Origin of the sequence: Cupriavidus taiwanensis, from assembly GCF_900250075.1 — a bacterium.
Taxonomy (GTDB): domain Bacteria; phylum Pseudomonadota; class Gammaproteobacteria; order Burkholderiales; family Burkholderiaceae; genus Cupriavidus; species Cupriavidus taiwanensis_C.
Genome location: NZ_LT977070.1, coordinates 2,759,208 through 2,786,084, shown reverse-complemented (window position 1 = coordinate 2,786,084; position 26,877 = coordinate 2,759,208). Strand labels below are relative to the sequence as shown.

Annotated in this window: 35 protein-coding genes and 1 tRNA gene; 7 read left to right on the top strand and 29 right to left on the bottom strand. The window is 66.6% G+C overall.

The genetic code is table 11. The features are described from left to right. Window positions 1–6: 6 nt before the first annotated feature. The 20 genes from CBM2588_RS12945 to CBM2588_RS12850 form a co-directional block, all read right to left on the bottom strand. Window positions 7–1,908: a DNA polymerase gene (locus CBM2588_RS12945; RefSeq protein WP_115680834.1), complete on the bottom strand. Its 1,902-nt coding sequence runs from the start codon at window positions 1,906–1,908 to the stop codon at window positions 7–9. After that, a complete protein-coding gene (locus tag CBM2588_RS12940) occupies window positions 1,895–2,071 on the bottom strand; it encodes a hypothetical protein (protein WP_154676089.1) in 177 nt (58 codons plus the stop codon). Before CBM2588_RS12940 ends, CBM2588_RS12945 begins: the two co-directional genes overlap by 14 nt. After that, the gene (locus CBM2588_RS12935; protein ID WP_062801402.1) at window positions 2,068–2,397 is read right to left on the bottom strand and encodes a hypothetical protein; all 330 of its coding nucleotides are present in this window, start codon (window positions 2,395–2,397) and stop codon (window positions 2,068–2,070) included. Before CBM2588_RS12935 ends, CBM2588_RS12940 begins: the two co-directional genes overlap by 4 nt. Then, a complete protein-coding gene (locus tag CBM2588_RS12930; protein ID WP_115680833.1) occupies window positions 2,378–4,045 on the bottom strand; it encodes a DnaB-like helicase C-terminal domain-containing protein in 1,668 nt (555 codons plus the stop codon). The genes CBM2588_RS12935 and CBM2588_RS12930 overlap by 20 nt, the downstream gene beginning before the upstream one ends. Next, the gene (locus tag CBM2588_RS12925; protein ID WP_154676088.1) at window positions 4,045–4,206 is read right to left on the bottom strand and encodes a hypothetical protein; all 162 of its coding nucleotides are present in this window, start codon (window positions 4,204–4,206) and stop codon (window positions 4,045–4,047) included. The genes CBM2588_RS12930 and CBM2588_RS12925 overlap by 1 nt, the downstream gene beginning before the upstream one ends. A gap of 400 nt (window positions 4,207–4,606) precedes the next feature. Next, complete coding sequence (locus CBM2588_RS12920; RefSeq protein WP_115680832.1) at window positions 4,607–5,314, bottom strand: hypothetical protein; 708 nt, start codon at window positions 5,312–5,314, stop codon at window positions 4,607–4,609. Between the two features lie 4 nt (window positions 5,315–5,318). Then, window positions 5,319–5,648 (bottom strand): hypothetical protein, encoded by a 330-nt coding sequence (locus CBM2588_RS12915; protein ID WP_115680831.1) that lies wholly within the window; start codon window positions 5,646–5,648, stop codon window positions 5,319–5,321. Continuing rightward, a complete protein-coding gene (locus CBM2588_RS12910) occupies window positions 5,648–6,004 on the bottom strand; it encodes a hypothetical protein (RefSeq protein WP_115680830.1) in 357 nt (118 codons plus the stop codon). The genes CBM2588_RS12915 and CBM2588_RS12910 overlap by 1 nt, the downstream gene beginning before the upstream one ends. Window positions 6,005–6,006: 2 nt before the next feature. Beyond that, window positions 6,007–6,252, bottom strand: a complete 246-nt coding sequence (locus tag CBM2588_RS12905) for a hypothetical protein (RefSeq protein WP_115680829.1) — start codon at window positions 6,250–6,252, stop codon at window positions 6,007–6,009. Further along, a complete protein-coding gene (locus CBM2588_RS12900) occupies window positions 6,249–6,479 on the bottom strand; it encodes a hypothetical protein (protein ID WP_115680828.1) in 231 nt (76 codons plus the stop codon). The genes CBM2588_RS12905 and CBM2588_RS12900 overlap by 4 nt, the downstream gene beginning before the upstream one ends. Then, window positions 6,476–6,658 (bottom strand): hypothetical protein, encoded by a 183-nt coding sequence (locus CBM2588_RS12895; protein ID WP_115680827.1) that lies wholly within the window; start codon window positions 6,656–6,658, stop codon window positions 6,476–6,478. The genes CBM2588_RS12900 and CBM2588_RS12895 overlap by 4 nt, the downstream gene beginning before the upstream one ends. After that, entirely contained in the window at window positions 6,658–6,906 is a 249-nt protein-coding gene (locus CBM2588_RS12890; RefSeq protein ID WP_115680826.1) for a helix-turn-helix domain-containing protein, read from the bottom strand. Before CBM2588_RS12890 ends, CBM2588_RS12895 begins: the two co-directional genes overlap by 1 nt. A gap of 58 nt (window positions 6,907–6,964) precedes the next feature. Beyond that, on the bottom strand, window positions 6,965–7,156 hold the full coding sequence (locus tag CBM2588_RS12885; protein ID WP_115680825.1) for a hypothetical protein: 192 nt from the start codon (window positions 7,154–7,156) through the stop codon (window positions 6,965–6,967). Beyond that, on the bottom strand, window positions 7,153–7,539 hold the full coding sequence (locus CBM2588_RS12880) for a RusA family crossover junction endodeoxyribonuclease (protein ID WP_269462419.1): 387 nt from the start codon (window positions 7,537–7,539) through the stop codon (window positions 7,153–7,155). Before CBM2588_RS12880 ends, CBM2588_RS12885 begins: the two co-directional genes overlap by 4 nt. Before the next feature lie 16 nt (window positions 7,540–7,555). After that, on the bottom strand, window positions 7,556–8,158 hold the full coding sequence (locus tag CBM2588_RS12875) for an ssDNA-binding protein (RefSeq protein ID WP_115680824.1): 603 nt from the start codon (window positions 8,156–8,158) through the stop codon (window positions 7,556–7,558). Between the two features lie 64 nt (window positions 8,159–8,222). Next, a complete protein-coding gene (locus CBM2588_RS12870) occupies window positions 8,223–9,242 on the bottom strand; it encodes a hypothetical protein (RefSeq protein WP_115680823.1) in 1,020 nt (339 codons plus the stop codon). Window positions 9,243–9,260: 18 nt separating this feature from the next. Continuing rightward, a complete protein-coding gene (locus CBM2588_RS12865; protein WP_115680822.1) occupies window positions 9,261–10,964 on the bottom strand; it encodes a DNA-directed RNA polymerase in 1,704 nt (567 codons plus the stop codon). A gap of 69 nt (window positions 10,965–11,033) precedes the next feature. Next, a complete protein-coding gene (locus tag CBM2588_RS12860) occupies window positions 11,034–11,276 on the bottom strand; it encodes a hypothetical protein (protein WP_115680821.1) in 243 nt (80 codons plus the stop codon). Beyond that, window positions 11,273–11,461, bottom strand: coding sequence for a hypothetical protein (locus CBM2588_RS12855; protein WP_115680820.1), 189 nt, complete (start codon window positions 11,459–11,461; stop codon window positions 11,273–11,275). Before CBM2588_RS12855 ends, CBM2588_RS12860 begins: the two co-directional genes overlap by 4 nt. 14 nt (window positions 11,462–11,475) lie before the next feature. Then, a complete protein-coding gene (locus tag CBM2588_RS12850; RefSeq protein ID WP_150124168.1) occupies window positions 11,476–12,303 on the bottom strand; it encodes a hypothetical protein in 828 nt (275 codons plus the stop codon). A 10-nt stretch (window positions 12,304–12,313) separates the two neighbouring features. On the opposite strand from CBM2588_RS12850, the gene CBM2588_RS12845 reads away from it, so the two are divergent. Further along, a tRNA-OTHER gene (locus CBM2588_RS12845) sits at window positions 12,314–12,458 on the top strand. 221 nt (window positions 12,459–12,679) lie between these two features. After that, a complete protein-coding gene (locus CBM2588_RS12840; RefSeq protein WP_172583586.1) occupies window positions 12,680–15,487 on the top strand; it encodes an EAL domain-containing protein in 2,808 nt (935 codons plus the stop codon). A 13-nt stretch (window positions 15,488–15,500) separates the two neighbouring features. Here CBM2588_RS12840 and CBM2588_RS12835 read toward each other — a convergent pair whose 3' ends face one another. The 3 genes from CBM2588_RS12835 to CBM2588_RS12825 form a co-directional block, all read right to left on the bottom strand. Continuing rightward, the gene (locus CBM2588_RS12835) at window positions 15,501–16,007 is read right to left on the bottom strand and encodes a DUF3318 domain-containing protein (RefSeq protein WP_115680818.1); all 507 of its coding nucleotides are present in this window, start codon (window positions 16,005–16,007) and stop codon (window positions 15,501–15,503) included. After that, a complete protein-coding gene (locus tag CBM2588_RS12830; RefSeq protein ID WP_115680817.1) occupies window positions 16,004–16,384 on the bottom strand; it encodes a phage holin family protein in 381 nt (126 codons plus the stop codon). Before CBM2588_RS12830 ends, CBM2588_RS12835 begins: the two co-directional genes overlap by 4 nt. A gap of 223 nt (window positions 16,385–16,607) precedes the next feature. Beyond that, entirely contained in the window at window positions 16,608–16,934 is a 327-nt protein-coding gene (locus tag CBM2588_RS12825; RefSeq protein ID WP_010813729.1) for a DUF883 family protein, read from the bottom strand. A 276-nt stretch (window positions 16,935–17,210) separates the two neighbouring features. Between CBM2588_RS12825 and CBM2588_RS12820 the strand changes: the two genes are divergently transcribed. Beyond that, window positions 17,211–17,849 (top strand): peroxiredoxin, encoded by a 639-nt coding sequence (locus CBM2588_RS12820; RefSeq protein WP_012353545.1) that lies wholly within the window; start codon window positions 17,211–17,213, stop codon window positions 17,847–17,849. A 121-nt stretch (window positions 17,850–17,970) separates the two neighbouring features. Here the strand turns inward: CBM2588_RS12820 and CBM2588_RS12815 are convergent, their stop codons facing one another. Further along, entirely contained in the window at window positions 17,971–19,164 is a 1,194-nt protein-coding gene (locus tag CBM2588_RS12815) for an acyl-CoA dehydrogenase (protein WP_115680816.1), read from the bottom strand. A 270-nt stretch (window positions 19,165–19,434) separates the two neighbouring features. Here CBM2588_RS12815 and CBM2588_RS12810 point away from each other — a divergent pair, with 270 nt between their 5' ends. Beyond that, on the top strand, window positions 19,435–20,265 hold the full coding sequence (locus CBM2588_RS12810) for an IclR family transcriptional regulator (RefSeq protein ID WP_439897433.1): 831 nt from the start codon (window positions 19,435–19,437) through the stop codon (window positions 20,263–20,265). A gap of 49 nt (window positions 20,266–20,314) precedes the next feature. On the opposite strand, the gene kynA is transcribed toward CBM2588_RS12810, so the two are convergent. The 3 genes from kynA to kynB are packed head-to-tail and all read right to left on the bottom strand — an operon-like array spanning window position 20,315 to window position 23,151. Beyond that, window positions 20,315–21,193 carry a tryptophan 2,3-dioxygenase gene (gene kynA / locus CBM2588_RS12805; protein WP_115680815.1) on the bottom strand — a complete coding sequence of 293 codons (879 nt, stop codon included), beginning with the start codon at window positions 21,191–21,193 and terminating at the stop codon, window positions 20,315–20,317. Window positions 21,194–21,206: 13 nt separating this feature from the next. Then, window positions 21,207–22,463, bottom strand: a complete 1,257-nt coding sequence (kynU, locus tag CBM2588_RS12800; protein ID WP_115680814.1) for a kynureninase — start codon at window positions 22,461–22,463, stop codon at window positions 21,207–21,209. A 37-nt stretch (window positions 22,464–22,500) separates the two neighbouring features. Next, on the bottom strand, window positions 22,501–23,151 hold the full coding sequence (gene kynB, locus CBM2588_RS12795; RefSeq protein ID WP_115680813.1) for an arylformamidase: 651 nt from the start codon (window positions 23,149–23,151) through the stop codon (window positions 22,501–22,503). Between the two features lie 157 nt (window positions 23,152–23,308). On the opposite strand from kynB, the gene CBM2588_RS12790 reads away from it, so the two are divergent. Continuing rightward, window positions 23,309–23,791: an Lrp/AsnC family transcriptional regulator gene (locus CBM2588_RS12790; RefSeq protein ID WP_115680812.1), complete on the top strand. Its 483-nt coding sequence runs from the start codon at window positions 23,309–23,311 to the stop codon at window positions 23,789–23,791. On the opposite strand, the gene CBM2588_RS12785 is transcribed toward CBM2588_RS12790, so the two are convergent. Next, on the bottom strand, window positions 23,788–24,246 hold the full coding sequence (locus CBM2588_RS12785) for a MarR family winged helix-turn-helix transcriptional regulator (protein WP_115680811.1): 459 nt from the start codon (window positions 24,244–24,246) through the stop codon (window positions 23,788–23,790). The genes CBM2588_RS12790 and CBM2588_RS12785 overlap by 4 nt on opposite strands. 16 nt (window positions 24,247–24,262) lie before the next feature. Continuing rightward, window positions 24,263–24,823 (bottom strand): flavin reductase family protein, encoded by a 561-nt coding sequence (locus tag CBM2588_RS12780; RefSeq protein WP_115680810.1) that lies wholly within the window; start codon window positions 24,821–24,823, stop codon window positions 24,263–24,265. Window positions 24,824–24,988: 165 nt separating this feature from the next. Between CBM2588_RS12780 and CBM2588_RS12775 the strand changes: the two genes are divergently transcribed. Both CBM2588_RS12775 and CBM2588_RS12770 read left to right on the top strand, forming a co-directional pair. Next, window positions 24,989–26,059, top strand: a complete 1,071-nt coding sequence (locus CBM2588_RS12775; RefSeq protein WP_115680809.1) for a peptidase M29 — start codon at window positions 24,989–24,991, stop codon at window positions 26,057–26,059. Continuing rightward, the gene (locus CBM2588_RS12770; RefSeq protein ID WP_115680808.1) at window positions 26,056–26,877 is read left to right on the top strand and encodes an alpha/beta fold hydrolase; all 822 of its coding nucleotides are present in this window, start codon (window positions 26,056–26,058) and stop codon (window positions 26,875–26,877) included. Before CBM2588_RS12775 ends, CBM2588_RS12770 begins: the two co-directional genes overlap by 4 nt.

Sequence of the window (26,877 nt, the reverse complement as noted above, 5' to 3'; positions counted from 1 at the left end):
GCGCCATTAGTGGGTCTCGTGCCAGTTCGCGCCGACGTCGTAGGCGCCATCGAGACGGCACCGGAAGTTGAAGTGCTCGCCGGCCCGCGTGATGGCATCCTTGAACAGCGCACCTACTTCCTGCGCGAGCTCCGGGAGAACTTCCATTTGACATTCGTCATGAACGTTAGCCAGATACCCCCAATGCTTTCCGTGCTGATAGCCCCGCGCCAGCATCGCGTCATGGAAGATGCACAGGGCCTTCTTCATGATGATTGCGCCGGTCCCTTGCAGCAGGGAGTTCAGGGCAGCGTGCTGCGAGCGGACGCGGATGCGACGCCCGTCGATTCCCTTGACGTAGCCGCGCTCCTTGGCCGCCTTCTTGATGGCGTCGATGAGCTTGCCGAAGCCGACCATCCCGCCCACGAGCTTCTCGCGGACGATCTTGCCGATGACCTTGGCGGGTCGGGGCTTGCCTGGCGCTTTCGTCCAGGCCCAGGTCGGCCACTCGTAGATCGGCTTGCCAGTGGCACGCCACGCGTTCAGCCAAATCTCGCCCAGGTTCGGATCGCCCGAGCCATACATCGCCGCGTACAGCAGCGTCTTGGCGGAGTCGCGGTCCGGTAGCTCGGTCGAGTCCCGGTTCATCGAGTGCGCATCGGTGCCTTTGGACTTGTCGCCCTCCAGCAGCGCCACCACCAGCCGGCCCTTGTCGAACGGGTACAGGTAGTGCGCGAGCACGCGGAGCTCCAGGCCCTCGGCGTCGCAGCCCACCATCACGTAGCCCACGCCCGGAATCCACAGGGCACGCATACGCGCGTCCTTGTCGATGTTTGCGGAGTTCGGCATCCGGTGAGTCATGCGGCCCGTCACGGCGCCGTTCGAGTTCACGTAGCCATGCACGCGGTCGTTCTCGTCGGCGTGGTGAATCCATCCGCCGCCCACGAGCTTCCCGCCCTTCTTCTTCGGAGGCGATGCGACCTGGGTCCACATCTTGTCCACCCGCGCGTACTTGATGAGCGGCTGGACCTCCGGGAAGTCGAGCTTCTTTAGAATCTTCTCGGTGACGTTCGGGTTGCCGGCCTTGGTCAGAGGGAACCGGAAGCCGTACTTGCGGAACAGGCGACGGTCGATGTGATACTCGGAGCCGGGGTTGAACTCCTGTAGCGTGACCTCGGTGTACTCCGCGCCCTTGGTGTACTCCCAGACGCGGCCTTGCTTGTCCTTGTACTTGCGGGTGACCTTTGGTTGCTTCAGGCCGGCGCTCACGTAGATCGGCGGGAAGACCCGCTGCATCTCCGCGAGATAGCCTTCGCGCTCTTCCCACAGTTGAGCCGCGAGCTCGATGGCTTCCTTCATGTTCAGCGGGAAGCCGTTCTCCATCTGGAGGTCGATCAGGTACGCGACGTAGTGTTCCAGCAGGGCGCTCTCGCCCCAGGACAGGACGGGCTTGAGCTTCAGGAACAGGGCATTCGTGACCGCGATGTCTTGTGCGTTATACGAACGCATCGCTTCCGAGTACCTGTCCCACTCGTTGTGGGAGCCCTTAAGAATTCCGAGTTCGACCCCATAGGATTCCAGGCTATGACCACCGGGCCGCTCAGGGTTACGGAGCCGACCCAGGACCATGGTGTCCCACAGTTGAGTCCACGGAATGTCCAGTCCAGAAACCTTGCGGATCGCCTTGAGGTCGAAGCCGATCCCGTTATGAGCCACGAACCTTCCGCCACGGTCTCGGTGTTTGCGGAGGCGCTCGATGCCCTCGGCAACCGAAGGGTAGGCCGGGTCGTGGTCTGTGTAGGTAAGGATGTCATCGGAGCCTACGACGCCAATCGCCATCACCCAGATACGCGTGAGCTCCTTCAGGAACCCATCGGTCTCCAGGTCAAACGATAGGATGTCGTCTACGTGGTCTTCACGGTGCCACACGGATCACGACCTCGACCATCTTCGGGGTGCGGCCAGCGGCGACACATGCCTTCACGGCAGACTCAGCCGCCGCGCGGATTTTCGGGAGCACGTCGCCCCCGTCAGTGAATCGGAAGGAGGCGTAGGCCACCTTCGGGTCCACGTAGACTTCATCGGTCTTCATTTCCGGTCTGCGAGTTGTCGATAGAACGCGGCGACCCGCTCCATTTCCAGGAGGGTGGCGTTCTTCTTGAGTTCGTTGGCCCGCCACGAGACCACGATGACGTTGCCTGGGACGTAGCCCTTGCGTGAGTCAATGCGATCTAGTGACGGGGAGTTCGGGCCTGCGCGGCCCTTGGAGGGGATGAGCCGCAGCCCCAGGACGGGACAGCGGTCGGGGACATAGATGTCCGCCAGGGTCAGCGTGTGGCGTAGGCCGCCACGTTTGGCGCGGTATCGAGAGGACTTCAGCAGCAGGCGAGCAATGCCGTCAGAACGGCACGTCGTCATCGTCCTCCGGGCACTCCATCGGGTCCGGCTCCACGAAGGGAGTCAGCCGTCCGGTGATGGTGTCGTACTTCACCTTGTCGGCGGGGCCAGTCTTGCCACCGCGTCGGACCTTCAGGACGCGCAGTTGCGCCACGTCCCGCTCGGCCTCGTTCTCGGCTTGTTGGTTCCGCTCCTTGGCGATGATGACGTCGGGGATTTGCTTGATGGAGCCCGACCCCTTCAGGTCGTCCAGGCTAATCTGCCCGCCTTCCTCCGCCGCCTTGGCGCCCGTGGGCGTCTTGCGGAGGTGCGAGATGCAGACGATGGAACAGCCGGTGCGTTCGATCAGGGACCGCAGGTTGACCATCAGCGCATCGACCCCCTCCAGGTCGAGACCCGTCGCGGCGATGGTGATGTGGTCCAGGAACAGGAGCCGCGCCCCGTTGGCCGCCATGAACTCCAGCTTCGCAATGAGCGAGTCGGAATCCATCGCACCGAAGTGGTCGTATGCCTGGTACAGACCCGGCGGCGCGAAGAGCTTGGCGTGGCTTGCGGCCCACTGAGCGTCGGTGAGAATCTCCGGGTTGTCCTCCAGGTCCTCAGCCAGCACGTTGTGGTCCAGGGCCACGAGGTACTTCGCCGTGTCCTCGACGCTTTCCTCCAGGAAGACAGCGCCGCATGGCATACCTTCGCAGAGGGCCGCATACATCCACTCACGGGCGTCCGTGGACTTCCCGACCCCGGTCCCTGCGGTAATCATCCACAGTTGCCGGGGCCGGATGCCTCGGGTCATCTCGTTGAGTTTCGGGTACGGCGTCTGCCAGCCCGGCGCCGCCTTCGCCTTCAGGCGCTCGACGGTCAACTGCTCGCCGCCGATGACCCCATCCGGTCGGTAGGTCTGCGCATCGAAGATGCACTTGACCACGGCAGCCGGCCCGCGCTCCCGTAGGAGATCGTTGGCGTCCTTGAGATCGTCGGGCGTCACGATCACCTTGCACTTGCCAGGGGGCAGTAGCAGGGCGCATTCCTCCACGGCCTTGCGGCCCGGCTCGTCGTTGTCGAACCAGAGGATGATCTCGTTGTAGCCCCGGAGGAACTCCAGGCTCTTGGTGATCGCCTTCGCCGCGCCCTGGGCGCCGTTCGGGATGGAGACAGTGGGCCACTTGAGCGCCTGCGCCTGGGCCACCGACAGACAGTCGATCTCGCCCTCGGTGATGACGATCTTGTTGCCCTTCGCCGGCCACAGGTGCTGCCCGAACAGTCCGGCCTTCTTCAGGTCGCCTAGTACCGCGAAGTCCTTGTCCGGGGTCCGTAGCTTTTGGGCGACCGGGGCACCCGTGGCGTCACAGTAGGTGGCGATTTGAACGGGTTCTCCGTCTCGATCACGACCCACCGAATATCCGAATCGTCGGCAAGTTTCCGCAGTGAGGGCACGCTTGTTAAGGTCGCGGTACTCACCAACAGGTAGAAGGTCTTTGTGGGGCTTTCGTTCCGGCGCAGGGCGGCCAGTGCCTTCACCAGTTGGACCTTCGTATCGGTCGTCATCGGAGCATCCCGCGAAACAGTAGGAGTGACCGTCATCGTAGACAGCCCGACCGTCACTGGACCCGCACTTATCGCACGGACCCTTGTGCAGCAGGACTGACTCGGTGTCGTGCGTGGCGCCCATCAGCGGCGACCCTTCGGACGAGCGTTCAGCAGGACCTGGAGCTCGTCCAGCGTCACGATGCTGCGCTGGCCTCGGCCACGGAGGTCGTAGCGACCGTCGTCACGCTTGCCGGCGAAGTAGCCACGGAACTTGAGGGTGACGGTGTAGTTTTGCTTTGCCATAGATGCTCGAATCCTTGAAAGAACTTGGCGAACTCAGCGTTCGCCTCGGTGTAAATGCGAGAGGCCAGGGAACCGTCCCCGGCCTCCAGTGCGCGATAGAGATCGCTATTGCGGGACACGATGGTGTCCCTGTAGCGGAGCGTCATTCGCAGGCTTTGTAGTCGGGACAGGTGTTGCTGCCGAGGCGCCTGCGCTTTGCTTCACAGCGGGCTGGCGCGGCGTCGGGTTGCCGCTCGATCTGCCCGGTAACCAGACTTACGATGGCCGGCTGCCGAACTTTGGCGAAGCACAGATGCACGACCACCTCGGGGAGTCGCTCCCCCGTACCACTCGGCGGCCGCTCGTTCTCAGCCTTGTGATGGCGACATTGGACGCAGATGTGTCGGGTCATTTCCATTTGTCACCACCCGTAGGTTGCGTCGGTCAGGTAGACCTGGGCGTTCGAGCGAATCTCGTTCTCGACCTTGTGCTTCGAGTAGCGAGTCATGCGGATGAACCAGCGGAAACCACGAGTCTTCGCCGGCATCCCGCGATGCCAGGAGTGGACGTTGAACTCCGCGATCTGGCCGGACTTCACCTGGACGCGCTCCAGGCGGTTGTCCGGCAGCGTGAGGGCACGTTCCAGCAAGCCGTCACAGGTCTTGTAGAAGTTCGCGCCATCCGAGCGGTACTTGGCCTCGACGTAGCTACGCCGGAGCTCGACGTCGCCCACCAGGAATTCGGTGAGGCTCTCCGTGCCGCAATCGACCACGCACAGGAGGTGCTCGGTCTCGTAGTGCGGCGTAAAGATGTTCGGCTGGCCGTCGCAGTACGCCGGGGAGCGCGGCGCGTCGTCGGTGTGCCAGCCGGGAATGCAGGGGTACATCCCAGGCATCAGCATGTGGTGCCGGGAGTCGATGATGACGTTCGAGAGGTCACCCCAGATGGCTTCGGCGGACAGGAGGAACGAGCCGGTCAGCAGGCTCCCGTGTCGGTTGGCGAAGTCAGCGGAGGCCCGGAAGAACATCGGCTCTCGCTTGATTTGTTCCGGGGTGAACTCTTGGTTCAACCACGACGAGACATGCAGCGTCAGGCCGCTATAGTGCAGAAGGTTGTCAGCGTTTCGCATGGGATCAGTTCGTGATGGGGGATTCCACCGTCCGGCTACAGGTCTTGCCGCAGGATTCGGTGTGGGTGTTCAGGGTTGTCGTGGAGGCGCTCGGGCACTTGGTGAAGAACTGCCAGCGGTCGCCGTTGTAGAACGTGTAGACCGTGCAGCCGTCCGGGACTCGATTCGCCGCTTCCTGTCGGGCCTGCGCCTCGCGGGCCGCTACCACTCCGGGCCGGCTATCGACCCAGGCGAATAGACGTACGAGGCCATAGACCGCCGCGCCGATCACGGCCAGCCGCAGGACGCACCGGATGAACTGCACATACCAGGGGTCGTCGTAGATTTCGTACATCAGCGCCGGCCTCCCGAGCGGAACGACGAGCTCGATGAGAACGAACGGGACGCGCTCGGGCGCGGGGTGTAGCTCGGGGTCTTCATGGCCGGCTTGGGGGCCACGTAGACCTTCTGCTTGATGACCGTGGTGCGGTTCACGACGGTCGTGGGCGCCGCGTGGTACGCCGGGGCGCTCGGGCGGGACAGCATGTTGCCGAGCATGGAGCCGGCGAAGGCGCCGCCCATGGACGACCAGAAGCCGCCGCCCATGGACTGCTGCGGGGCAGGGGTGCCGTCCGGGTTGAGCGCCGGAGCCTCTTGGCCGCACGCGGCGAGGCCCAGGGCGAGGATGAAGACGAACAGGAGCTTGCGCATGGTCAGTCGGTAGGTGCGTCGATGGTCTTCATGACGCGGGTTTCGGCTAGCTCGTAGCGCATACGCCGGATTTCCAGCTTCGGGGCCGGCGGCGTCACGTTGCGGCGGTAGAAGGCGTTGCTGCGCTTACCCATCAGCCAGTTGGCTCGGGCGGTCGCGCCGCCTTGCGTGGCGTAGGGCTTCCCGTAGACCTTCTCGGTCGCCGGGTCCACCACTACGAAGCGATCAACGGGGCGCGGGTCGGTCACAGCAACCTCTTCCGCTTGGCCTCGCGCTTGGCGCGGCGGTAGCTCATCTCGCCCAGGAAGTCCCGGTACGTCTCGCGCGGGCCAGGGACTCCGCGGCACTCGTCGCGCACCGTCTCACAGGCCTGCTCGATCAGGAGGATCAGCAGCGCGGGCGGGAACAGCGCATAGCACCCGAGGGTGCACAGGGCGGCCAGGGGACCGTCTTTGCGTTTCTGGTAGAGCTTCATTGCTTCTCCACCCAGATGATCCGCACGCCTGCGTCTTTCAGCGGATGTCCGGCGGGGAAGTCCCATCCGGTACAGGCCATGTCGCCGCAGGTGTCGGAGTTGCTGAACGCGCAGCCCTCGCAGCAAGCGTCGGAGCTACGCACGGGCTCAAAATCTTCGTGCTCGGTGCGGTAGCCCATCACTTCTCCAGGCTGTAGCGCACGTAGCGCTGGCCGGTCGTGTCCTTGCGGAAGTCCTTGCGGACCTTGTGGCCGGCGTCCTTCAGTTCGGTGATGCGGCGCGACAGGGAGCGCACGCGATGCACGGCGTTCGCTTCGACGTTGGTGATCGACCCCACGCTTTGCAGGTGCTTCAGCACGAGGCGAGCCTGGGGGGACAGCGGGCCGCGCGGGGCGACGGGGGCAGTGACGGGGAAACGGGGCAGCATGGGGTCTTTCCTTTCAGGGTTCAGGGCATCGGACGGCCGTCCATGGGACGGACGTCGATCACGACACGAGGTCTTTCAGTGCGCTGGCAGTGCGCGAGGCGTGGCCGAAGGTCTTGCGGTGCTCGTTGGCACGCGCCACGAGCTCGGCGGCTTGCTTCAGGTTCTCTTCGGCCTTGGCGGCTTCGCGTTGGGCGAGCTTGTCCAGGGCCTGCGCGAGGCGTTGCAGGAACTTGATGAGGATGGCGATCATTCGGATTCGAGGGGGAAGAGACGACAGGTCTGCGGCAGCATCCGGCACAGTTGGAACTTCATGTGCGGGACTTCGCCGGCTTCGGGGAACCGCTTGGACAGCACGAGGCGGATGATCTGGCGGTCGTCGCCGTACCAGCCTTCCTTGGTGAGCACGTCCATGACGCCCTTGGCGAGGTTGTCCAGGTCGCCCGCAGGCGTGGTGAACTTCGACTTCGCAATGGGCTTGCAGACGAACTCAATGAACATCTTCAGTTCGCCGTCGAGCGGGGGTTCATCGGTCTGCGGGAGTGCGGCTGCGACTTCCTTGCAGAACGCGGTGTACGACGCGGGCATGTAAGCCCGGTTCTGGAACACGCGAGGACGCGGCGCCGGCAGGGGCACCACGTCCAGGCGGACCTCAGAAGTCCGAGTCGTCACCAGCGCCTTGGTTGCCGCCGTTGTCGCCGTCGTCGTCTTCCGAGGTGTCGCTACCTTCGGCGGCGTCGTTCTCGTAGTCGTCCGACTCGTCCTCGAAGCCGAGATCGTGGCCGGCGCGGCGCTCCAGGAGCTTCAGGCCGTTCAGGTACAGCGTGACGCCCTTGTTGGCGCCTGCGTCGTACTCCGCGATGGCGACCGACAGGCGACCGAAGTCACCCGAGCGGGCGGTTTCCTTCAGGTCGGTCTTGCCGTCGGCGGCCTTCTGCGACGGCTTGTTCTGCGACTTGGCCGTGATGACCCAATACCCGCGCAGCTTTTCCTTCTTCTCGTTGTCCTCGGCCAGTTCGTCGCCGTCCTTGGCCGGGCGAGCGTCGCTCTTGCCCTTGGCGGCCTTGTGCAGGGAATTCAGCTTCTTGGCGAACTCGTCGTTCGCCTTGACGCCCTTCTCCAGCAGGATGCCGCACTTGTACTTGCCCTTGCCGTACTCCGAGTTGTCCGGCTTGTCCACCCATGCGTAGATGAGCGTGCCCTTCGGGGTCACGGCCTTCTCGATGATCTTGGACTTCTTCTTAGCGTCAGCCATTTGCTTCCGTTGTGATGTAGAAATGAAAAAGCCCCTCCGAAGAGGGGCCAGGGGATGACGTGGATTACTCCACGATGGTCGTTTCACCGACCAGGGCGGCGTCGCGGACGCCACGGATCGGGGGCAGGACCTCGCCTTCGCGGACCACGAACAGTTGCCCGTTCAGGCGGTTCTTGAAGATGGCGGCGCGGGACGACTTGCCGACGCGCGGGGCCGGCGCAGCGACCGGCTCGGGCTTCACGACCAGCGAGCGGGCGCTGACGTGCTTGTGGCTACCGTTCAGGCGGTAGTTGGTCGAGTGACGCGGGGTAGCTCCGGTGACGCCGACCTTCGCCAGCATGACCTGGAAGCCCTTGGCGCTCACGTTGATGCCCGTGACGTCCTCGTTGGTCGCGGGGCAGTAGAACTTCGTGCCCTTCGCCAGTTCGTCCAGCCAGTTCGGGAAGTCCACGGCACGCTTCGGGGCCGGCGCAGGAGCGGGCGCCGAGGTGACCGAGCCGGACTCGGTGACGCGCAGAGGGTTCAGGCCGAAGCGGGCGCCGATCTCCATGACCTTCGCGCCATCGGCGTTGAACACCTGGAGGCCAGGGGCGGCGCTGGCGGTATCGGTGATCTCCACCTTCACGCGCAGCTTGTCGCTCAGCCAGTCGTTGTTGCCACGGAGGTCGAACTGCGACCAGGGGCCGTCACCTTTCGCCTCGACATAGAAGCCGGCGCGTCCGAGGCCGGTCTTCTCGATCTTCGTGACGGGCGATACCTTACCGCCCGCATTGACGACCTCGAACTTCACGCCGGCATTGAAGGCGGCCACCAGGGCGTCCGCCGACGAGAACGGGAAGGCGGCCTCCACCGGGACTTCGATCAGGAACCAGTTCGGCTCCGATTCGTTCGTGCCATCGGGGCGGAATCGCCCGTAGGACCCCGGCGTCTCGACGGTCCGAACGTCAATCCGGCTCTCGTTGTAGCGGTTGATCGAGATGCTCCTGACGGTCTCGATGCGGCCGTCACGGCTAACTTGGAAACGCTTGCCCGAGTTGAAGGCGGCGATCAGGGCGGCGAAGGAGGTGTAGTGCAGCTTTTTCATGTGGGCGAAACGCTTCAGTTAGGAGAAAAAGAATTCGGACTCAAGGACCTTGGTGACGTCCAGCGAGCCGAGGGGAGGTACTTCAGGGATGTCGGGGCAACCCGAATGCTTGATGACGCTTTGCCGCCACTCTTCCAGGGTGTCCCGGTTGTAGATGGCGACGAACTGCTCCTTGGTGACCCGCAGCAGGAGGTCACTGTTACCAGCATGGCACCCGAAGGAGTCATGCACGAACGCGAGGTCACGGACGCCTTCACGCTTCATGGCGACGGCCACGAGCGCGAGGTGAGCCGCATCGAACGAGTGGACCACGTTGGGCGCGGCCCCCAGGACTTGCTTGCCCGGCGCGAAGCCGGCCTCGGGCATCTCGAAGCGCATCAGGACGTCCCCGTGCAGGGTTCGCACCTGCTTCTGGTTCGTCTTGTAGTACGCCTGCTTGGCCGTGAAGCCGCTCGGGGTGTCCCAGACCAGGGGGAGGCCCTTCTTGTCCAGGAACTTCGCCACCTCGCGGAAGTACGCCATGGCGCGGCGCGGGGCGTCGATGGACTCGTCCAGGGCCGAGACGATCTTCTGGGTCAGGTACTCAGCCGCCGCGTAGCGGGCCTTGCCCTTCTCCACGTGGTCCGCGAACCCATCGTTGATGATCTGGTTCAGGATGCCGCGCTCCGAGACGCCATAGGGCGTCGTCATGACGGCCCGCTTGACGGTCCCACGGACCACGCGGTCCACCCAGAGCTCGGCGGCTTCCCGGAAGCGGGAGTCCACGCGGTCCAGGTTCACCAGCTTGACCACGGCGTCCTTCACCTTCGTGTAGATGTCGGCGCGGATGCCAGGACCCTGGGAGACCACGTTGACCTGGAGGGCCGACACCTCGTCCTTCATCAGGGCTGCGAGGTGCTGGATGCCGGAGCACGTGGCGTCGTAGCGGCAGACCAGGGTCGATTGGAAGTCCTCGGGCAGGTTGCCGACGGCCAGCCAGTCCCGGAGGCGCTTGAGCTCATAGCAGGCGGCCAGGAACTCCCAGGGGCTATCCGCCTTGGACCAGAACTCGAAGCCTGCCCCGAAGGGGTCCTCGGCGGCGGCCAGGATGCCCATCATGTGGTCGGCGGTCCAGCGGGCGCGGTCGTCCAGCGGGAGCTTGTCTTCGCCGTAGTAGTTAGCGGCGTTGACGTAGGTCCAGTACTGGCCGTTGTCGCCCAGGGCCTGCGGCTCCGAGAACTCCAGGAGCCCCTTCACCAGGCTGTCGCCCTGCGTGTGGAGGTCCTGGGGGCGCGGGTAGAACCGGCCCCGGAAGTCCGCGTAGTGCGGGAACCAGATGGCGGGGAAGGTTGCAAGTTCCTCGGCCATGCCGAGCATGTCCCAGAGTTTCTTGCGAATCCCGGCGTTCCGGGCGTTCTGGTAGTGGACCTCTTCGCGCTCGCGGAGGAACGCCTTGCCATCGTCGGTCGTACGATCCATCTCGCCGGGGCCTTGCCATACCGGCGCCGGAATCTCTTCAGCCGAGGGCCATCCCTCGACCGCCCACCCTCGCTCCTTGAGGCCCAGGGCCACTGCGAGAACGTTGCGGTTGACGCGCCACCGAGTCTTCTGAATCCAGTTCAGTGCTTCCAGGTGTGCGCCGGTCATCGGGCGGTCGAGGGCGGACGTGTGGGCGTTCGAGTATTCCGTGGCCTTCACAGCGTCCGTCTTCAGGGTGAGGTATCCACCGTTCAGTTTCGTCATCTCAGCGTCTCAGTCGTTCGGGTTACAGGAGGCCGGAGCCTCCCCAGGTGTTGCGGTGATGCGGGCGGGTCAGGCGTCGGCGTCTGCGCCGGCGGCCTCCAGGGCCTCGGCCAGCTTCTTGGCGAGCTTGGAGAGCTCTCGGAGGTCCTGCACCGAGACCCATTCCCCGTCCAAGGTCAGCTTTGCCGGGCGCGAGGCGGTCCCATCCAGCACCACCTCGATCACGGCGCCGTTCCCGGTCTCGAATGCGTGGGGCCGAATGTCGCTCTTGCGATTGGCGATGAGCTTGGCGATTGCTTGCTTGGTCTTCATGCTTGTTCCTTGGATTCGAAGTGTTCGGTGAGGCTGAGGGCGATGGCCTTGGCCGCCTCGTGGACCCAGGCCGGGTCGCCTACGCGGATGGCCGGGATGTCGGCGCGGATCATGTGGGTCCACGACCCGGCGATGGCAGTTGGCCCGACCAGGACGGTCACGGGCGTTTGGTTGCGTGTGTTCATGTGGGCGAAACGCTTCACTTATCAGCAGGTTGATCGGCAATGAACTCGTAGTCGGCGGGTTCACAAATCATCGGGGCCATGAACGGCCTTTGGAGTTCGCACTGAGCGCCCAGAGCGGACGTCAGGGCGAGGGCGGTCTCGGTCATGCCAAACATCGTCTTCGGGTGCTTGGAGCCGCCCTCGGACTTCAGCCAGACCTGGAACCAGCCGTTCGACCCCACCAGGAGGTCCATGACGGCGGCGCCCACCTGAATCTTCTGGGCGTGGGTCCATTCGAGCTTGATGAGGGTCCCGGCCTTCTTGGACCACTTGTCGAAGACCTTTTTGTTCACCTCGCCCTTGTTGCGGTGGAGCATGAGCTTGAACATGTTGATCCCGTCCTCGCCCAATTCCTTCCGCTCGGCTTCCTTCTCGGCCTCGGCCCGGCGCCACTCCTGGTACTCAAGTTCGTGGCGAATTCGCAACGCGCAGTTCACGCGGACCGATGTGTACGATGCTTCATTTCCTACCGCCAGGGCAGTCAGGACGGCGCACGCCGCGATGGTCTCGGCAGGGAGCATGGACAGCACGGTCATCTCGACCGGCAGCTTGCAGAGCTTCGGGTCTTGGAGCGCCCCGGCGTAGCCCTTCTGTGCTTCCTGTACCGCCGCCACCATTGGGCCGATGAGTTCGGTCGCAATCCTGTGCCCTGGCGTAGTTTCTTCCAGGCCCTTGGCGACGGTCGAGCCGTCGCGCTTGGTGCGGACCAGGGACCGGCGATAGCGCTCGATACCCTTGGCGACCTGGAAGTGTTCCCACTCGCGCTGCGCCGCCGTGTCATTGGGACCGACAGGGACGGGCATGGCGACCGTGGGGAGATTCGTGGGGACGTGCCCCGGTTTATCCGATTCGCTACCAGATGCGATCATCGAAAAATCCTTTGCAATCAACGGGTTGGGAATAGGCTTGAATTCTTTTAATCCGTTGGTCGCGTGTTCGAGTCACGCACGACCCACCAGCATTACGAAGGGCCTGTGGCGCACGTCACAGGCCCTTTTTGCATTTTTTCCGTCCGGCATGCCCCGAGGGTGGGGGGTGCTTTAACTAGTTCGAGGTAGAGACGCACGCCCGGCCAGCGCAGCACAATGGGTCTGACCGCGGCGTGTGGACCGCGGGCCCTCGGAACGGCCGCGAGACACGGCCCCTCGAACCAGACCTATGCGGCGAGCAGGCGTTTCCTTGCCGGCCAGCGGGCATGTGCTGCGCATCATCTGGCCGTTCGTACCGGTGGTGGTCGCGCTGGCGTTGTTCAGCATCGCCAGCCTGGACCTGCTGTCGGCCGCGCGCGCCTTCGTGGCGGGCGAGAGCCAGTGGTCCAAGGGCCAGAAGAACGCCGTGCTGCACCTGCTGCGCTACGGCGAGGACCGCGATCCGGCGGATTTCGACGCCTACCTTGCGTCCATCGCGATCCCGTTCGGCGACCATCGCGCGCGCCTGGAGCTGGACCGTGCCGAGCCTGACCTGGAACGCGTGCACGAGGGCCTGCTCGCCGGCGGCAATGACCCCGAAGACATCCCGCGGATGGTGCGCCTGTACCGGAATTTCCGCCAGATCCATGAAGTCGATGCCGCCATCCGCGTGTGGGCGCAGGGCGATCTCGAGATCTTTGCCTTGCATGAGCAGGCGCTGGCACTGCGGCGCCTGGCCGCCCGGCCCGACTGCGATGACGCCTGCGTTGCGCCGGTGCTGCGCAACATCGCGCAGATCGACGCCCGGCTGACGCCGCTGGAGCGCGCCTTTTCGGGCCACTTGGGGCAGGCGTCGCGCCGGGTCACGCGGCTGCTCACCACCGGCAGCGCGGTGATGGCGGCGGCGCTGCTGATGTCGGCGATCTTGCTGTCGGTCGGGCCGCTGCGGCGCGAGCGCCGGTTGCGCGAGGCCCTGGCGCAAAGTGAAGAGCAGCTGCTGCTCGCGGTCGAAGGCAGCAACGACGGCCTGTGGGACTGGCATCTTGGCCGCGGCGAGCTGTATTTCTCGCCGCGCTGCGCGCAGATGCTGGGCTACCGCGCCGACGAGCTGCCGCATGCGCGCGAAACCGTGCTGGGCCTGCTGCATCCGTCCGAGCTGGCGGCGTTCGAGGCCAAGCTGGCGCACCACCTGCGCAGCGGCGAGCCCTACGACGCCGAATTTCGCCTGCGCAACCGGGCCGGCGATTACCTATGGGTGCGGGCGCGCGGCCGGCTGGTGCGCGGCGCGGGGCGCCGGCGCGCGCGCATGGCGGGCTCGCTGACCGACATTTCCGAGCACAAGCGCTACGAGACCCAGCTGTTTGCCGAAAAGGAGCGCGCCCAGGTCACGCTGCAGGCCATCGGCGACGCCGTGGTGACCGCCGATGTGTGGGGCCGCGTGCAGTCGCTCAACCCCGCTGCCGAAGCCCTTACCGGATGGCGCGAAGCCGAGGCCCGGGGCCTGCCGCTGAGCGAGGTCTGCGTGCTGCGCGACGAGGACAGCCTGGCGCCGCTGCCCGATATCGTCCCGCTGGCGCTGCGCCAGCGCTGGCACAGCCGCTCGGCCCAGCTGGTGCGGCGCGACGACGCCGGGCAGCCCGGCCAGGCGCTCGCGGTCAAGCCCTCGGTGGCGCTGATCCGCGACCGTGCCGCGCTGGCCATCGGCGTGGTGGTGGTGCTGCATGACATCAGCCAGGAACGCGCGCATGCCGCGCGCCTGGCGTACGAGGCCAGCCATGACGCGCTGACCGGCCTGGTCAACCGCGCCGAGTTCGAGCGCCGGCTGGCCGCGGCGATCGAGCGTGCGCGCGCGCAAGGCACCCCGCATACCTTGATGTACCTGGACCTGGACCAGTTCAAGGTGGTCAACGATACCTGCGGCCACGCCGCCGGCGACGAGCTGATCCGGCAGATGGCCGAGATCATGCGCGGCCAGCTGCGCCGCAGCGACATGCTGGCGCGGCTGGGCGGCGACGAGTTCGGCGTGCTGCTCGAGCAGTGCGGCAGCGCCGACGGCGAGCGCGTGGCCGAGGGCTTGCGCCACGCCATTGCCAGCTTCCGCTTTGCGCACCGGCAGCGCACCTTCGCGGTCGGGGTCAGCATCGGCCTGGTCACGCTGGACCGGCACACCGGCAGCGTGGCCGAGGCGCTGAGCGCGGCCGACGCGGCCTGCTACGTGGCCAAGGAGGGCGGGCGCAACCGCGTCCAGGTCTACCATCCGCTGGACAGCGTGGTGCAGGCGCGCCAAGGCGAGATGGAGTGGGTCAGCCGCGTGCACGCGGCGCTGGCCGCCGGACGCTTCTGCCTGTTCTCGCAGGAGATCGTGCCGGTGCAGCCGGGCACGCTGCCGGCGGCGGGGCGCCATGTGGAGCTGTTGCTGCGCATGGTCGACGAGCGCGGCCGGCTGGTGCCGCCGATGGCGTTTGTGCCGGCCTGCGAGCGCTACAACCTGATGCCGATGATCGACCGCTGGGTGGTCGAGACCGCGTTTGCCACGCTGGCGGGGCGCCAGGCCGAGATCGCGACCTGCGCGATCAACCTGTCAGGCGCGTCGCTGGCGGACATCCAGTTCCCGGATTTCGTGCGCGAGCAGGCGCTGCGCTTCGACATCGCGCTGGACCGCGTCTGCTTCGAGATCACCGAGACCGCGGCCATTGCCAACCTGGCGCAGGCCGGGGCGTTCATCATGCAGCTGCAGCAGCTTGGCTGCCGCTTCGCGCTGGATGACTTTGGCGCCGGCATGTCGTCGTTCACCTACCTCAAGCACTTGCCCGCCGCTTACCTGAAGATCGACGGCAGCTTCGTGCGCGACATGCTGGCCGATCCGGTCAACCTGGTGATGGTCGAGGTGATCCAGCGCATCGGCCACGCCATGGGCAAGCAGACCATTGCGGAATTCGTCGAGAACGAGGCGATGCTCGCGCGCTTGCGCGAGCTGGGCGTGGACCTGGCGCAGGGCTATCACATTGCGCCGCCGGTGCCGTTCGCGCCGGCCGCCCCCGAAGCCGGCGCGCGGCCGGCGCTGGCGCTGGCCGGGTGAGCCGGCAGGAGGGTCAGGGGATCAGTGGATCGCGGAAGCCGGTGTCGGCGGCGGGCGGGGTGCCGGCCGGGGCCGGCGTCGGCACGTTGGCCGGCGGCACCGCCTGGCCCTTGGCGTCGCGCCAGGTGTTGTAGGCCCAGTAGGCCGCGCCGGCGACCAGGCCCAGCTTGGACAGCTTCCAGGTCAGGCGCAGCACCGGCACGCGCTTGACCAGCGGCAACGCCAGTGTCACCGCGGTGCTGAGCAGCGGGTAGTCCTTGGTCAACCCGACCACCTTCATCCACGAGCCCGGCCGCGCGATCCGCGGCAGCCAGGCACTGACGGTGCCCAGGCGGTGCACGCCGCCGCGCACCGCGTGCAGCGCCTGCCGGCAATCGTGGCGTTCAAGGGCGGCGCGGGTCAGCAGCAGTTCCTTGCGCACCGCCAGCGGCAGGCGCACCTCCTGCGTGAACCGGGGCGCGCGCGGGTATTCGCCGCCTTCGCGTGCGGGCGTGGCGTCGTCAGGGTCGAGTGTGCTCATCGGCGCAGGATCTCCCGGTCTTTGTCGATTTCGGCGAGGGTGGCTTCCAGCATCGGCGGCGCGTTGCGCAGCACGTTGCGGGCGTACGCCAGGCAGACGGCGCACAGCACCAGGTAGAGCACCGTCAGCGCGCCCAGGGCCTGCCAGCGGTAGGTGTCCCAGAACAGGATCGCGATGAGGGCGGTCAGCGTGACCAGGCCCAGCCCGAAGAACGCCAGCCCGAACAATGCCAGCAGGGCGACCTTCAGCAAGCGCGTGCGCTCCTCGGCCAGCTCCACGCTGGCGAGCTCCAGGCGCGTCTGCACCATCGCCACGAGCGAGCCGGCGAGGTTGCGCACGGCGTCGAGGAACTTGGGGGAAGGGGTGGCTTCGCTCATGCGGCTCCGGCGTGAAAGAGCGGTGCGCCGGCATGGCCGTACGCACCTGTCCAGCTGGCGGGGCCGGATGACGGCGCCAGGTCGTGTCGGCAACGACCGGTTGGCCCTGACGGGCCAACCGCGACAGCGTTACCGGCACACCGGGCGCCCCGGCCATTGGCAACCCGCCGGGCGAGTTGCCGCGATGGCGCGGCCTTGGCGTGCCGCGCCGGATTTGCAGCGCTTACTTGCGGTTGAGCAGCAGACCGATCAGCAGGCCCACGCCGGCCGCCACGCCCACGGCGCGCCACGGGTGGTCGTGCACGTAGTCGTCGGTGGCGCGCGCGGCGGCCTTGCTCTTGGTTACGACGGCGTCTTGCAGGTCCTGGGCCTTTTCCTTGGCTTGCTTGAGCAGGCCCATGCCACGCTCGCGCAGTTCGGCGGCCTTTTCCCCGGTGGTCGAGGCGGCTTGCTTCAGCAGTTCCTCGGCGTCGGACAGCACGGTCTTGACATCGCTCATCAGTTTCTCCTGTTTGCGGGCGGTTGGTTCGGTTTGTGCGGATTCTGACATTTTCTACGCTCCGAGGCTAACGGCATTTGTCGGTCTGATACTTAGCATATGTGGCGACACGTCGCCCTTTCAAGGCAACGCACCCGGAACGAGGTTCGCTGCAGGGTTGCTGCGGGGTCGGACGCCCAAGTATTGGCAGCATGCACGAAAGCGGGCGTGATGAATGTCAGAGAATGTCTATATGACTACGAGTGATTTTGTAGTGACTTTATATTCGTTTGGGTTGGATATCAATCCGGTTACTCTGGTTCCACCGTGAAATCAGGAGAACAGGACATGGCATTGCGACTTGGCGATATCGCGCCGGACTTCGAGCAGGATTCCAGCGAAGGCCGCATCCGCTTCCATGCGTGGCTTGGCGACAGCTGGGGCGTGCTGTTCTCGCACCCGGCCGACTATACCCCGGTGTGCACCACCGAACTGGGCCTCACCGCACGGCTGAAGGACGAATTCGCGCGCCGCGGCGTCAAGGCGATCGCGCTGTCGGTGGATACCGTCGACTCGCACCGCGGCTGGATCGCGGACATCAACGAGACCCAGTCGACCGAGGTCAACTTCCCGATCCTGGCCGACGCCGACCGCAAGGTGTCGCAGCTCTACGACATGATCCACCCGAACGCGAACGAAACCCTGACGGTGCGCTCGCTGTTCATCATCGACCCGAACAAGAAGGTGCGCCTGATCATCACCTATCCGGCCAGCACCGGGCGCAACTTCAACGAGGTGCTGCGCGTGATCGACTCGCTGCAGCTGACCGACAGCCACAGCGTGGCCACGCCGGGCAACTGGCAGGACGGCGACGACGTCGTCATCGTGCCGTCGCTGAAGGATGAAGCCGTGCTGCGCGAGAAATTCCCCAAGGGCTATCAGGCCGTGCGTCCGTACCTGCGCCTGACGCCCCAGCCCAACAAATGAACACGGCCCCGCCAGGGCGGGGCCGTGTGCAAGGCAGCTGTTGTATCGACGGGGGCAGCCTCGTCGTCTCCTTGGTAGTGTGCTTGGCCCGGCTTCATCGCCGGGCTTTTTTATGCTGCGATCAGAAGAAGGCCTGCAGGCCGGTCTGGGCGCGGCCCAGGATCAGCGCGTGGATGTCGTGCGTGCCTTCGTAGGTGTTGACCACCTCAAGGTTGACCACATGGCGGATCACGCCGAACTCGTCCGAGATGCCGTTGCCGCCCAGCATGTCGCGCGCCACGCGGGCGATGTCGAGCGACTTGCCGCACGAGTTGCGCTTCATGATCGAGGTGATCTCGACCGCCGCGGTGCCTTCGTCCTTCATGCGGCCCAGGCGCAGGCAGCCCTGCAGGCCCAGCGTGATCTCGGTCTGCATGTCGGCCAGCTTCTTCTGCACCAGCTGCGTCTGGGCCAGCGGGCGGCCGAACTGCTTGCGGTCCAGGGTGTACTGGCGCGCGGTGTGCCAGCAGAATTCGGCGGCGCCCAGCGCGCCCCAGGCGATGCCGTAGCGGGCCGAGTTCAGGCAGGTGAACGGACCCTTCAGGCCCTTCACGCCCGGCATGATGTTCTCTTCCGGCACGAACACCTGGTCGAGCACGATCTCGCCGGTAATCGAGGTGCGCAGGCCGACCTTGCCATGGATGGCCGGGGCGCTCAGACCCTTCCAGCCCTTTTCCAGGATGAAGCCGCGGATGTCTTCCTTGCCGTCATCGCCCTGCAGCTTGGCCCAGACCACGAACACGTCGGCGATCGGCGAGTTGGTGATCCACATCTTGGCGCCGGTCAGCTCGTAGCCGCCGTCGACCTTCTTGGCGCGGGTGACCATCGAGCCCGGGTCGGAGCCATGGTTGGGCTCGGTCAGGCCGAAGCAGCCGATCCATTCGCCGGTGGCCAGCTTGGGCAGGTACTTCTGCTTCTGCGCCTCGGTGCCGAATTCGTAGATGGGAACCATCACAAGCGACGACTGCACGCTCATCATCGAGCGGTAGCCCGAATCGACGCGCTCGACTTCACGCGCGATCAGCCCGTAGCTGACATAGTTCAGGCCCGGGCCGCCGTATTGCTCGGGGATGGTCGGGCCGAGCAGGCCGAGTTCGCCCATCTCGCGGAAGATCTCGACGTCGGTCTTCTCGTTGCGGAACGACTGCAGCACGCGCGGCATCAGCTTGTCCTGGCAGTACGCCGCGGCGGCGTCGCGCACCATGCGCTCGTCGGCGCTCAGTTGCTGGTCCAGCAGCAGGGGGTCGGCCCAGTGGAATTCGGCGTTGGCAGCCATGCAGGTCTCCTTCGGTAGCGCAGGGGAAGCGCCGGGCGGGCGGCTGGTGTGCCACGGTCCGCGCCGGCGGATTCCGTCATTCGTAACGGGTTTGGTGATCGGTCGGTGATCCGTGCGGAGGATTTTTTCGGGATCCTTGATGTTCCGCATTGCGGAACTGTGTTCCGTTGAATTAGTATATCGCAATGGTCTTGCCACGCAACAGGCAAAACCCTGAACCTCCGCGCCTTTGTGCGATGAACGAACAAGCGCCGACTGGAGCCGCGAACCTTGGCCAACCTCAATCCCAACCCCCAGCCCGATCCGACGCTTTCCCAGGAGCCTGCCGCGGCACCCGTGCGCGACAGCGACCCGAACTTCGTCACCGCGCTGGCACGCGGCCTGGAACTGCTGCGCTGCTTCCGCACCGGCGAGGCGATGCTGGGCAACCAGGAATTCGTGCGGCGCACCGGCTTTCCCAAGGCCACCGTGAGCCGGCTCGCGGGTACGCTGGTGCAGCTGGGCTACCTGCGCTATGACGAGAGCCTGGGCAAGTACGCGCTCGATGCCGGGGTGCTGGCGCTGGGCTATGCCTACCTGTCGGCGTCGGACGTGGTGTCGCTGGCGCGCCCACACATGCTGGCGTTCGCGCAGTCGTACGGGGTCTCGGTGTCGCTCGGCAAGCGCGAGCGCATGGAGGTGATCTACCTGGAGTCGATCCGCAACGACGCCGGCGTGATGCTCGGACTGGGGGTCGGCTCGCGGCTGTCGCTGGTGTCGAGTTCGATGGGGCGGGCCTACCTGGCCGCCTTGCCGGCGCCGCGCCGCGAGCGCGTGATGGCCGAGTTCAGCCAGGCCTTCCCGGAGCAATGGAAGCAGCAGGAGGCCGCCACCCGCGCCGCGCTGGCCGAGGCGCAGCAGCGCGGCTATGCCGCATCGTTCCGCGACTGGCATCCGGCCATCCATGCCTGTGCGGTGGCGTTTCGGCCGGTGGGGGAGAAGGAGCTGCACATGCTGAGCTGCAGCGCCTCCTACGGGGCGGTGGACGAGGCGGTGTTCCACCAGACGCTGGCGCCGGCGCTGCAGACGCTGGCGGCAAGATTGTCCGAACCGGCGGGCTGAGGCAGCCCGCCGGCCGTAGCACGGTCCCTGCGCACGGGGACCGCGTGGATCAAAGATCGGTCCGCAACTTCCACAATTCCGGAAACAGCACCACGTCCAGCATCTTGCGCAGGTAGCTGACACCCTCGGTGCCACCGGTGCCGCGCTTGAAGCCGATGACCCGCTCGACCGTGGTCACATGGCGGAAGCGCCATTGCCGGAATGCGTCTTCCAGGTCGACGAACTTCTCGCCCAGCTCATAGAGTTCCCAGTGCGCGCCGGGGTTGCGATAGACCTCCAGCCACGCCGCCTCGACCGAGGCGTTGTACGCGGTCGGCTGGGTCCAGTCGCGCTCGACGCAATCCGCGTCGATGGCAAAGCCGCGCCGTGCCATCAGCCGGATCGCCTCGTCGTACAGCGACGGCGTCTTGAGCGCGGCTTCGACCAGCGCCAGATGTTCCGGCCGGTGCGCATGCGGCCTGAGCATGGCCGCGTTCTTGTTGCCCAGGATGAACTCGATCTCGCGGTACTGGTAGGACTGGAAGCCCGACGACATGCCCAGGTAGGGCCGCATCGCCGAATACTCCGGCGGCGTCATGGTGGCCAGCACGTTCCACGCCTGCACCAGCTGGTCCATGATGCGCGACACGCGGGTCAGCATCTTGAACGCGGGCGGCAGGCTGTCGGCCCTGACCGACTCGCGCGCCGCGCGCAGCTCGTGCAGCATCAGCTTCATCCACAGCTCGGTGGTCTGGTGCTGCACGATAAACAGCATCTCGTTGTGGTCCGGCGACAGCGGATGCTGCGCGCTCAGGATCTGGTCCAGGCCGAGGTAGTCGCCATAGCTCATGTCCCTGGCGAAATCCATCTGCGCGCCGTGCCAGCCGTCGCCTTGCGGGGTGGTTGCCGGCGCCGCGCCGGAGAAGGGGCATCCCTTGAAATCGCTCATGATGCGCTCCCGGTCAGGTCACCTGGCCGCGCGTCTGGAAGCGCGCGTCGCGATAGGCGCCGCGGTCCAGCACGTCGCGCAGAATTTCCACAGCATCCCACACCTCGGCGAAGCTGGTGTAGAGCGGCGTGAAGCCGAAGCGGGCGATGCGCGGCTCGCGGTAATCGCCGATCACGCCGCGCTCGATCAGGGCCTGCACCAGGGCATAGCCGTCCGGATGCTCCAGGCTCACCTGGCTGCCGCGGCGCGCATGCTCGCGCGGGGTCACCAGCGTCAGCGGGTGGTGGCCGCAGCGGGCTTCGACCAGTTCGATGAACAGGTCGGTCAGCAGCAATGACTTGGCGCGCAGCACCTGCATGCTGGTCTGCGCGAAGATGTCCAGCCCGCACTCGACCATTGCCAGCGACGTGACCGGCTGCGTGCCGCACAGGAAGCGGCGCACGCCCTCGACCGGGCGGTACTGCGGATCCATCGCGAACGGCGCCGCATGGCCCCACCAGCCCGACAGCGGCTGCCAGAAGGCATCGCGCAGCGCGGGCGCGACCCAGACGAAGGCGGGCGAGCCCGGGCCGCCGTTCAGGTACTTGTAGGTGCAGCCGATGGCGTAGTCGGCCCCGGCCGCCTTCAGCTCGACCGGCACGGCGCCGGCCGAATGGCACAGGTCCCACACCGTCAGCGCACCGCGCGCGTGGGCCAGCTCGGTCAGCCCGGTCATGTCGAGCATCTCGCCGGTCTTGTAGTTGACGTGGGTCAGCATCAGCACCGCGGTGTCGGCGCCAACGGCCGCGTCGATCTCGGCCGGCGAGTCCACCAGCCGCAGCGAATAGCCTTGCTGCAGCAGGTCGGCGAGGCCCTGGGCGATATACAGGTCCGTGGGGAAGTTGCTGGCCTCGGAGATGATCACCTTGCGCGCCGGGTCGCGCGTCTGCTGCACGCGCAGCGCCGCGGCCAGAACCTTGAACAGGTTGATCGAGGTGGTGTCGGTGACCACCACTTCATCGTGGCCCGCGCCGACCAGCGGTGCCAGCTTGTTGCCCAGGCGCTGCGGCAGGTCGAACCAGCCGGCGGTGTTCCAGCTGCGGATCAGGCCGTCGCCCCATTCCTCGGCCACCACCTGGGCGGCGCGCGCGGCGGCGGCGCGCGGGCGGGCGCCGAGCGAGTTGCCGTCGAGGTAGATCACGCCCTGGGGCAGCGCGAACTGGTCGCGCAGCGGGCGCAGCGGGTCTTGCTGGTCGAGCCGGATACAGTGCTCGCGGTCAATGGTCGTCATGTCGTGCAGAAAGGCCAGGCGGGTGTCGGGAAAAGGTTCAGTCGAGGCTGCGCAGCACCGCGCGCACCGGGCTGGCATCCAGCGCGGCGAAGCGCAGCGGCAGCGCGATCAGTTCATAGTCGCCGGCATCGACCTGGTCCAGCACGATGCCTTCCAGGATTGCCAGGCCATGGCGGCGCACCGCGTTGTGCGCGTCCATGGTCTTGGAGTCCTGCGGATCGAGCGAGGGCGTGTCGATGCCGACCAGCTGCACGCCGTGCGCGGCCAGCAGCGCGATGGTGTCCGGCGACACCGCGCAAAAGCCGGGGTCCCACTGCACCTGCGGCGCCTGCCGGTAGGTGCGCAGCAGCACCCGCGGCGGCAGCGCCTCGAGCGCGTGCGCGACATGATGGGGCTGCACCAGCGGCGTTGCGCCGATGCAGTGGATGACGCGGCAGCGGCCCAGGTAGGGCGCCAGCGGCACGGCGCCGATCGGGGCGCCGTCGGCGGTGTAATGCAGCGGTGCGTCCGCATGCGCGCCGGTGTGCGGCGATAGCGTGATGCGGCCGACATTGACCGGGCAATGTGCGTCGATCTGCCAGGCCGGCTGCTGCTGGAACGGCGTGTCGCCGGGCCACACCGGCGTGGCGGGCGACAGCGGCGGGCTGATGTCCCACAGTCGGCGCGGGTCGGGATTGGGGGCGGTCATGGGTTGCGCGGCGCCGTCTGCGGGCGCCGTTTCTGTGTGCCTCGATGTCGGGAATCATAGTCAAAATCGGGGGCAAGAGGCTTGCTAAATGGCCCGTCATCCGGTCCATCTTTCGCATATAATGCGAAAAATTGCCAAATAGTCGAAGGAAATTCGAATGAACCTCGATCCCACCGATCTGCGCATCCTGACCTGCCTGCAGGAGAACGGCCGCATCAGCAACCAGGACCTGGCCGACGGCGTGGCGCTGTCGCCGTCGGCGTGCCTGCGCCGGGTCCGGCTGCTGGAAGAGTCAGGGGTGATCGGCGGCTATCGCGCCTGGTTCGATGCCGAGCAACTGGGGCTGGAGCTGGAGGCGATCGTGCAGGTGTCGATGCGCCATGACGTCGAGGGCTGGCACGACACCTTCATCGCCGCGGTGCAGTCGTGGCCGGAAGTGCTGTCGGCGTACATCATCACCGGCGACAGCAACTACATCCTGCGCGTGCAGGCGCGCAACCTGAAGCACTACTCGGACTTCATCGTGAACCGTCTGTACCGCACACCGGGCGTGATGGATATCCGCTCGAATATCGTGCTGCAGCGGATCAAGGTGGACAGTTCGCCGCTGGCGATCCTGAAGGTCGCTGAACAAGCCTAGCGCTGCGTGTGCAGCGCGATCAGCTGGCGCAGGGTTTCCTTCAGCTGCGCGCCCTGGCGGGCGCCGAAGTCGTCCAGCACCGCGCGCTCGTGCTGCGCGGCGCGCTCGAGCAGCGGCTGCACCAGCGCCAGGCCGCGCGGCGTGATCGAGACCAGCGCCTGGCGGCGGTCGGCCTTGCCGGCGCGGCGCCGGACCAGGCCGTCTTGCGCCATGCGGTCGACCAGCTTGGTCAGCGTGGGCTGCTTGGTCAGCGTGATTTCCGCCAGCGCGCCGACGGTGCAGTCGGGGCGGTCGGCCAGCGTCGCCAGCACGCGCCATTCCTGCACCGACAGGCCGCTGGCCTCGACCTCGCGATGGAATTCGCCCGAGATCAGATGGCTGGCGCGGGCCAGCAGGTAGGCCAGGTAGCCGTCGACGAAGGTTTGGGGCGAGGGCACTGCCGGCAGGTCCGCCATGATGGCTCAGTGGGGGTCAGAGATCGAGCGGGGTAGTGGTGGTGAACTGGCCGCCCTGGAATATCAGCGGGCCGTCCCTGCCATCGAGCACGCCACAGCGCTCCACCTCGCCGACAAAGATGACGTGGTCGCCCTCGTCGTAGCGGCTGCGGTTGTGGCATTCGAACCAGGCCAGCGCATTCGACAGGATCGGCAGGCCGGTGGCCGAGAGCCGGTAGTCGACACCGGCGAAGCGGTCGCCCTTGAGCGTGGCGAAGCGCTGGCACAGGTCCAGCTGCGAGGCCGACAGCACGTTGATGATGTAGTGGGTGCCGTCGCGGAACATCGGCAGGCTGTTGGCGCGCGTAGCCATGCTCCACAGCACCAGCGGCGGCTCCAGCGATACCGAGTTGAACGAGCTGGCGGTAATGCCGATAAAGGGCGGCGCGCCGGCCGCAACCGACTCGTTGCTGGCGCGCGTGGTGATCACCGTGACCCCGGTCGCGAACTGCGACAGGGTGCGGCGGAAGTGCATCGCATCGAAGTCCGGGGCGGCGGCTACGCTGGCGATCCGTGGCTGGGCCTCAGGCATGCCCATGGGGGCTCCACTGGAGTTCATGAAATTTCATATATATTATTCGCGCCAGGGGCGGCGAGTTCAAGTCCGGCGCCGCCGGCGCTGGCCGCTCCACAAAGCTTGGGCGGCCCGGGCCCCATAGAACAAGAAGCCGATAACAAGCAACAAGCAGCAGGAGACAAGCGCATGCTCATCGAGCAGATCGAACACCGCTGGCTGGCGGCGTTCCGCCGCACGCTGGAACTCTGTGCCCTGCGGCACGGGGATGTCGTGGGAATTGTAACGGAGTCCCAATCCCGCCCTGTCAACGTGGCCTTGGCCGAATTGGCCGTGCAGGGCCTTGGCGCCACGCCGGTTCGGATCCAGGTGCCGAGCCCGGCGCTTGCGGCGCCAGCGCCGGTGCGCTCGACCGGTGCCAGCGATGCCTTGCAGAATCTGGCCCCGGTGCTGGCGGCGTTGTCGCGCTGTCAGCTGGTGCTCGACTGCACCGTCGAAGGCCTGCTGCATGCGCCTGAGTTGCCGCAGATCCTGCGCGGCGCCGACGGCGTGGTGCCGCGCATGCTGATGGTCAGCAACGAGCACCCCGAGATCCTGGAACGCTGCCAGCCCGATCCGTCGCTGGAGACCACCGTGCGCGCGGCGATGAAGCGCCTGCGCGGCGCGCGCGAGATGCGCGTGCATTCGGCCGCCGGCACCGAGCTGCGCATCGGCCTGGCCGAGGCGCGCGTGGGCGGTGTCTGGGGCTTCTGCAACAAGCACGGCCAGGTCTCGCACTGGCCTGGCGGACTGTGCCTGGCGTTCCCGGCCGGGCGCCAGGTCAACGGCACGCTGGTGCTGGCGCCGGGCGACGTCAACCTGACCTTCAAGACCTACCTGCGCGACACCGTGGTGTGCCATATCGAGGACGACTATATCGTCGCGGTCGAAGGCCAGGGCGTCGACGCCGACATGATGCGCGGCTACTACCAGGCCTGGGCCGACCGCGAAGGCACGCGCGATGCCTATGCGGTCTCGCACGTGGGCTGGGGCCTGAACCGGATGGCGCGCTGGGACGCGATGACGTTCTACGACAAGCGCGATTGCAACGGCACCGAGCTGCGCGCGTTCGCCGGCAACTTCCTGTTCTCGACCGGCGCCAACGAGGTCGCCGGGCGGCATACGCTGGGCCATTTCGACCTGCCGCTGCGACACTGCACGATTTCGCTCGACGGCCGCAACGAGGTCGAGGCCGGCACGCTGGTGGAGGTGGCCGCATGAGCGCCGCCGCGACGATGCAGCGCCACGCCAACGGCATCGCCACGCTGGCCTGGGGCGACGGGCCGGTGGCGGTGGTGATGCTGCATGGCATCGGCGGCGGCAAGGCCGCCTGGCCCGCGCAGGGCGAGGCCCTGGCGCAGGCCGGCTACCATGCGGTGGCGTGGGACATGCCGGGCTATGGCGACAGTGCCCTGATCGATCCCTATGACTTCGACGGACTGGCGCAGGCGCTGACGCCCGTGCTGCTGTTCGAGCGCGACGCCGGCCGGCGCGTGGTGCTGCTGGGCCACAGCATGGGCGGCATGGTGGCGCAGCAGGCCAGCGCGGCCACGCCAGCGCTGGTCGACGGCATGGTGCTGTCCGGCACCTCGCCCGCCTTCGGCAAGGGCGATGGCCCGTGGCAGCGCGAGTTCATCGCCGCGCGCACCGCGCCGCTGGATGCCGGCAAGACCATGGCGCAGATGGCGGCCGGGCTGGTGCGCACCATGGTCGCGCCCGATGCCGACGCGCAGGCCGTGGCCTTCGCCACCGCGGTGATGGCGGCGGTGCCGGCACCGACCTACCGCGCCGCGCTGGGTGCGCTGGTGCGCTTCAACCAGCGCGATGCGCTGCCCCGCATCGCGGTGCCGGTGCTGGCGCTGGCCGGCCAGCACGACACCAACGCCGCGCCCGAGGTGATGCAGCGCATGGCGCAACGCATTGCCGGCGCCGAGTACCGCTGCCTGCCCGACGTGGGCCACCTGGCCGGCATGGAGCGCCCAGAGCTGTTCAACGACGCGGTGCTGGAGTTCCTGCGCCGGCACTTTCCCGTGCACTGA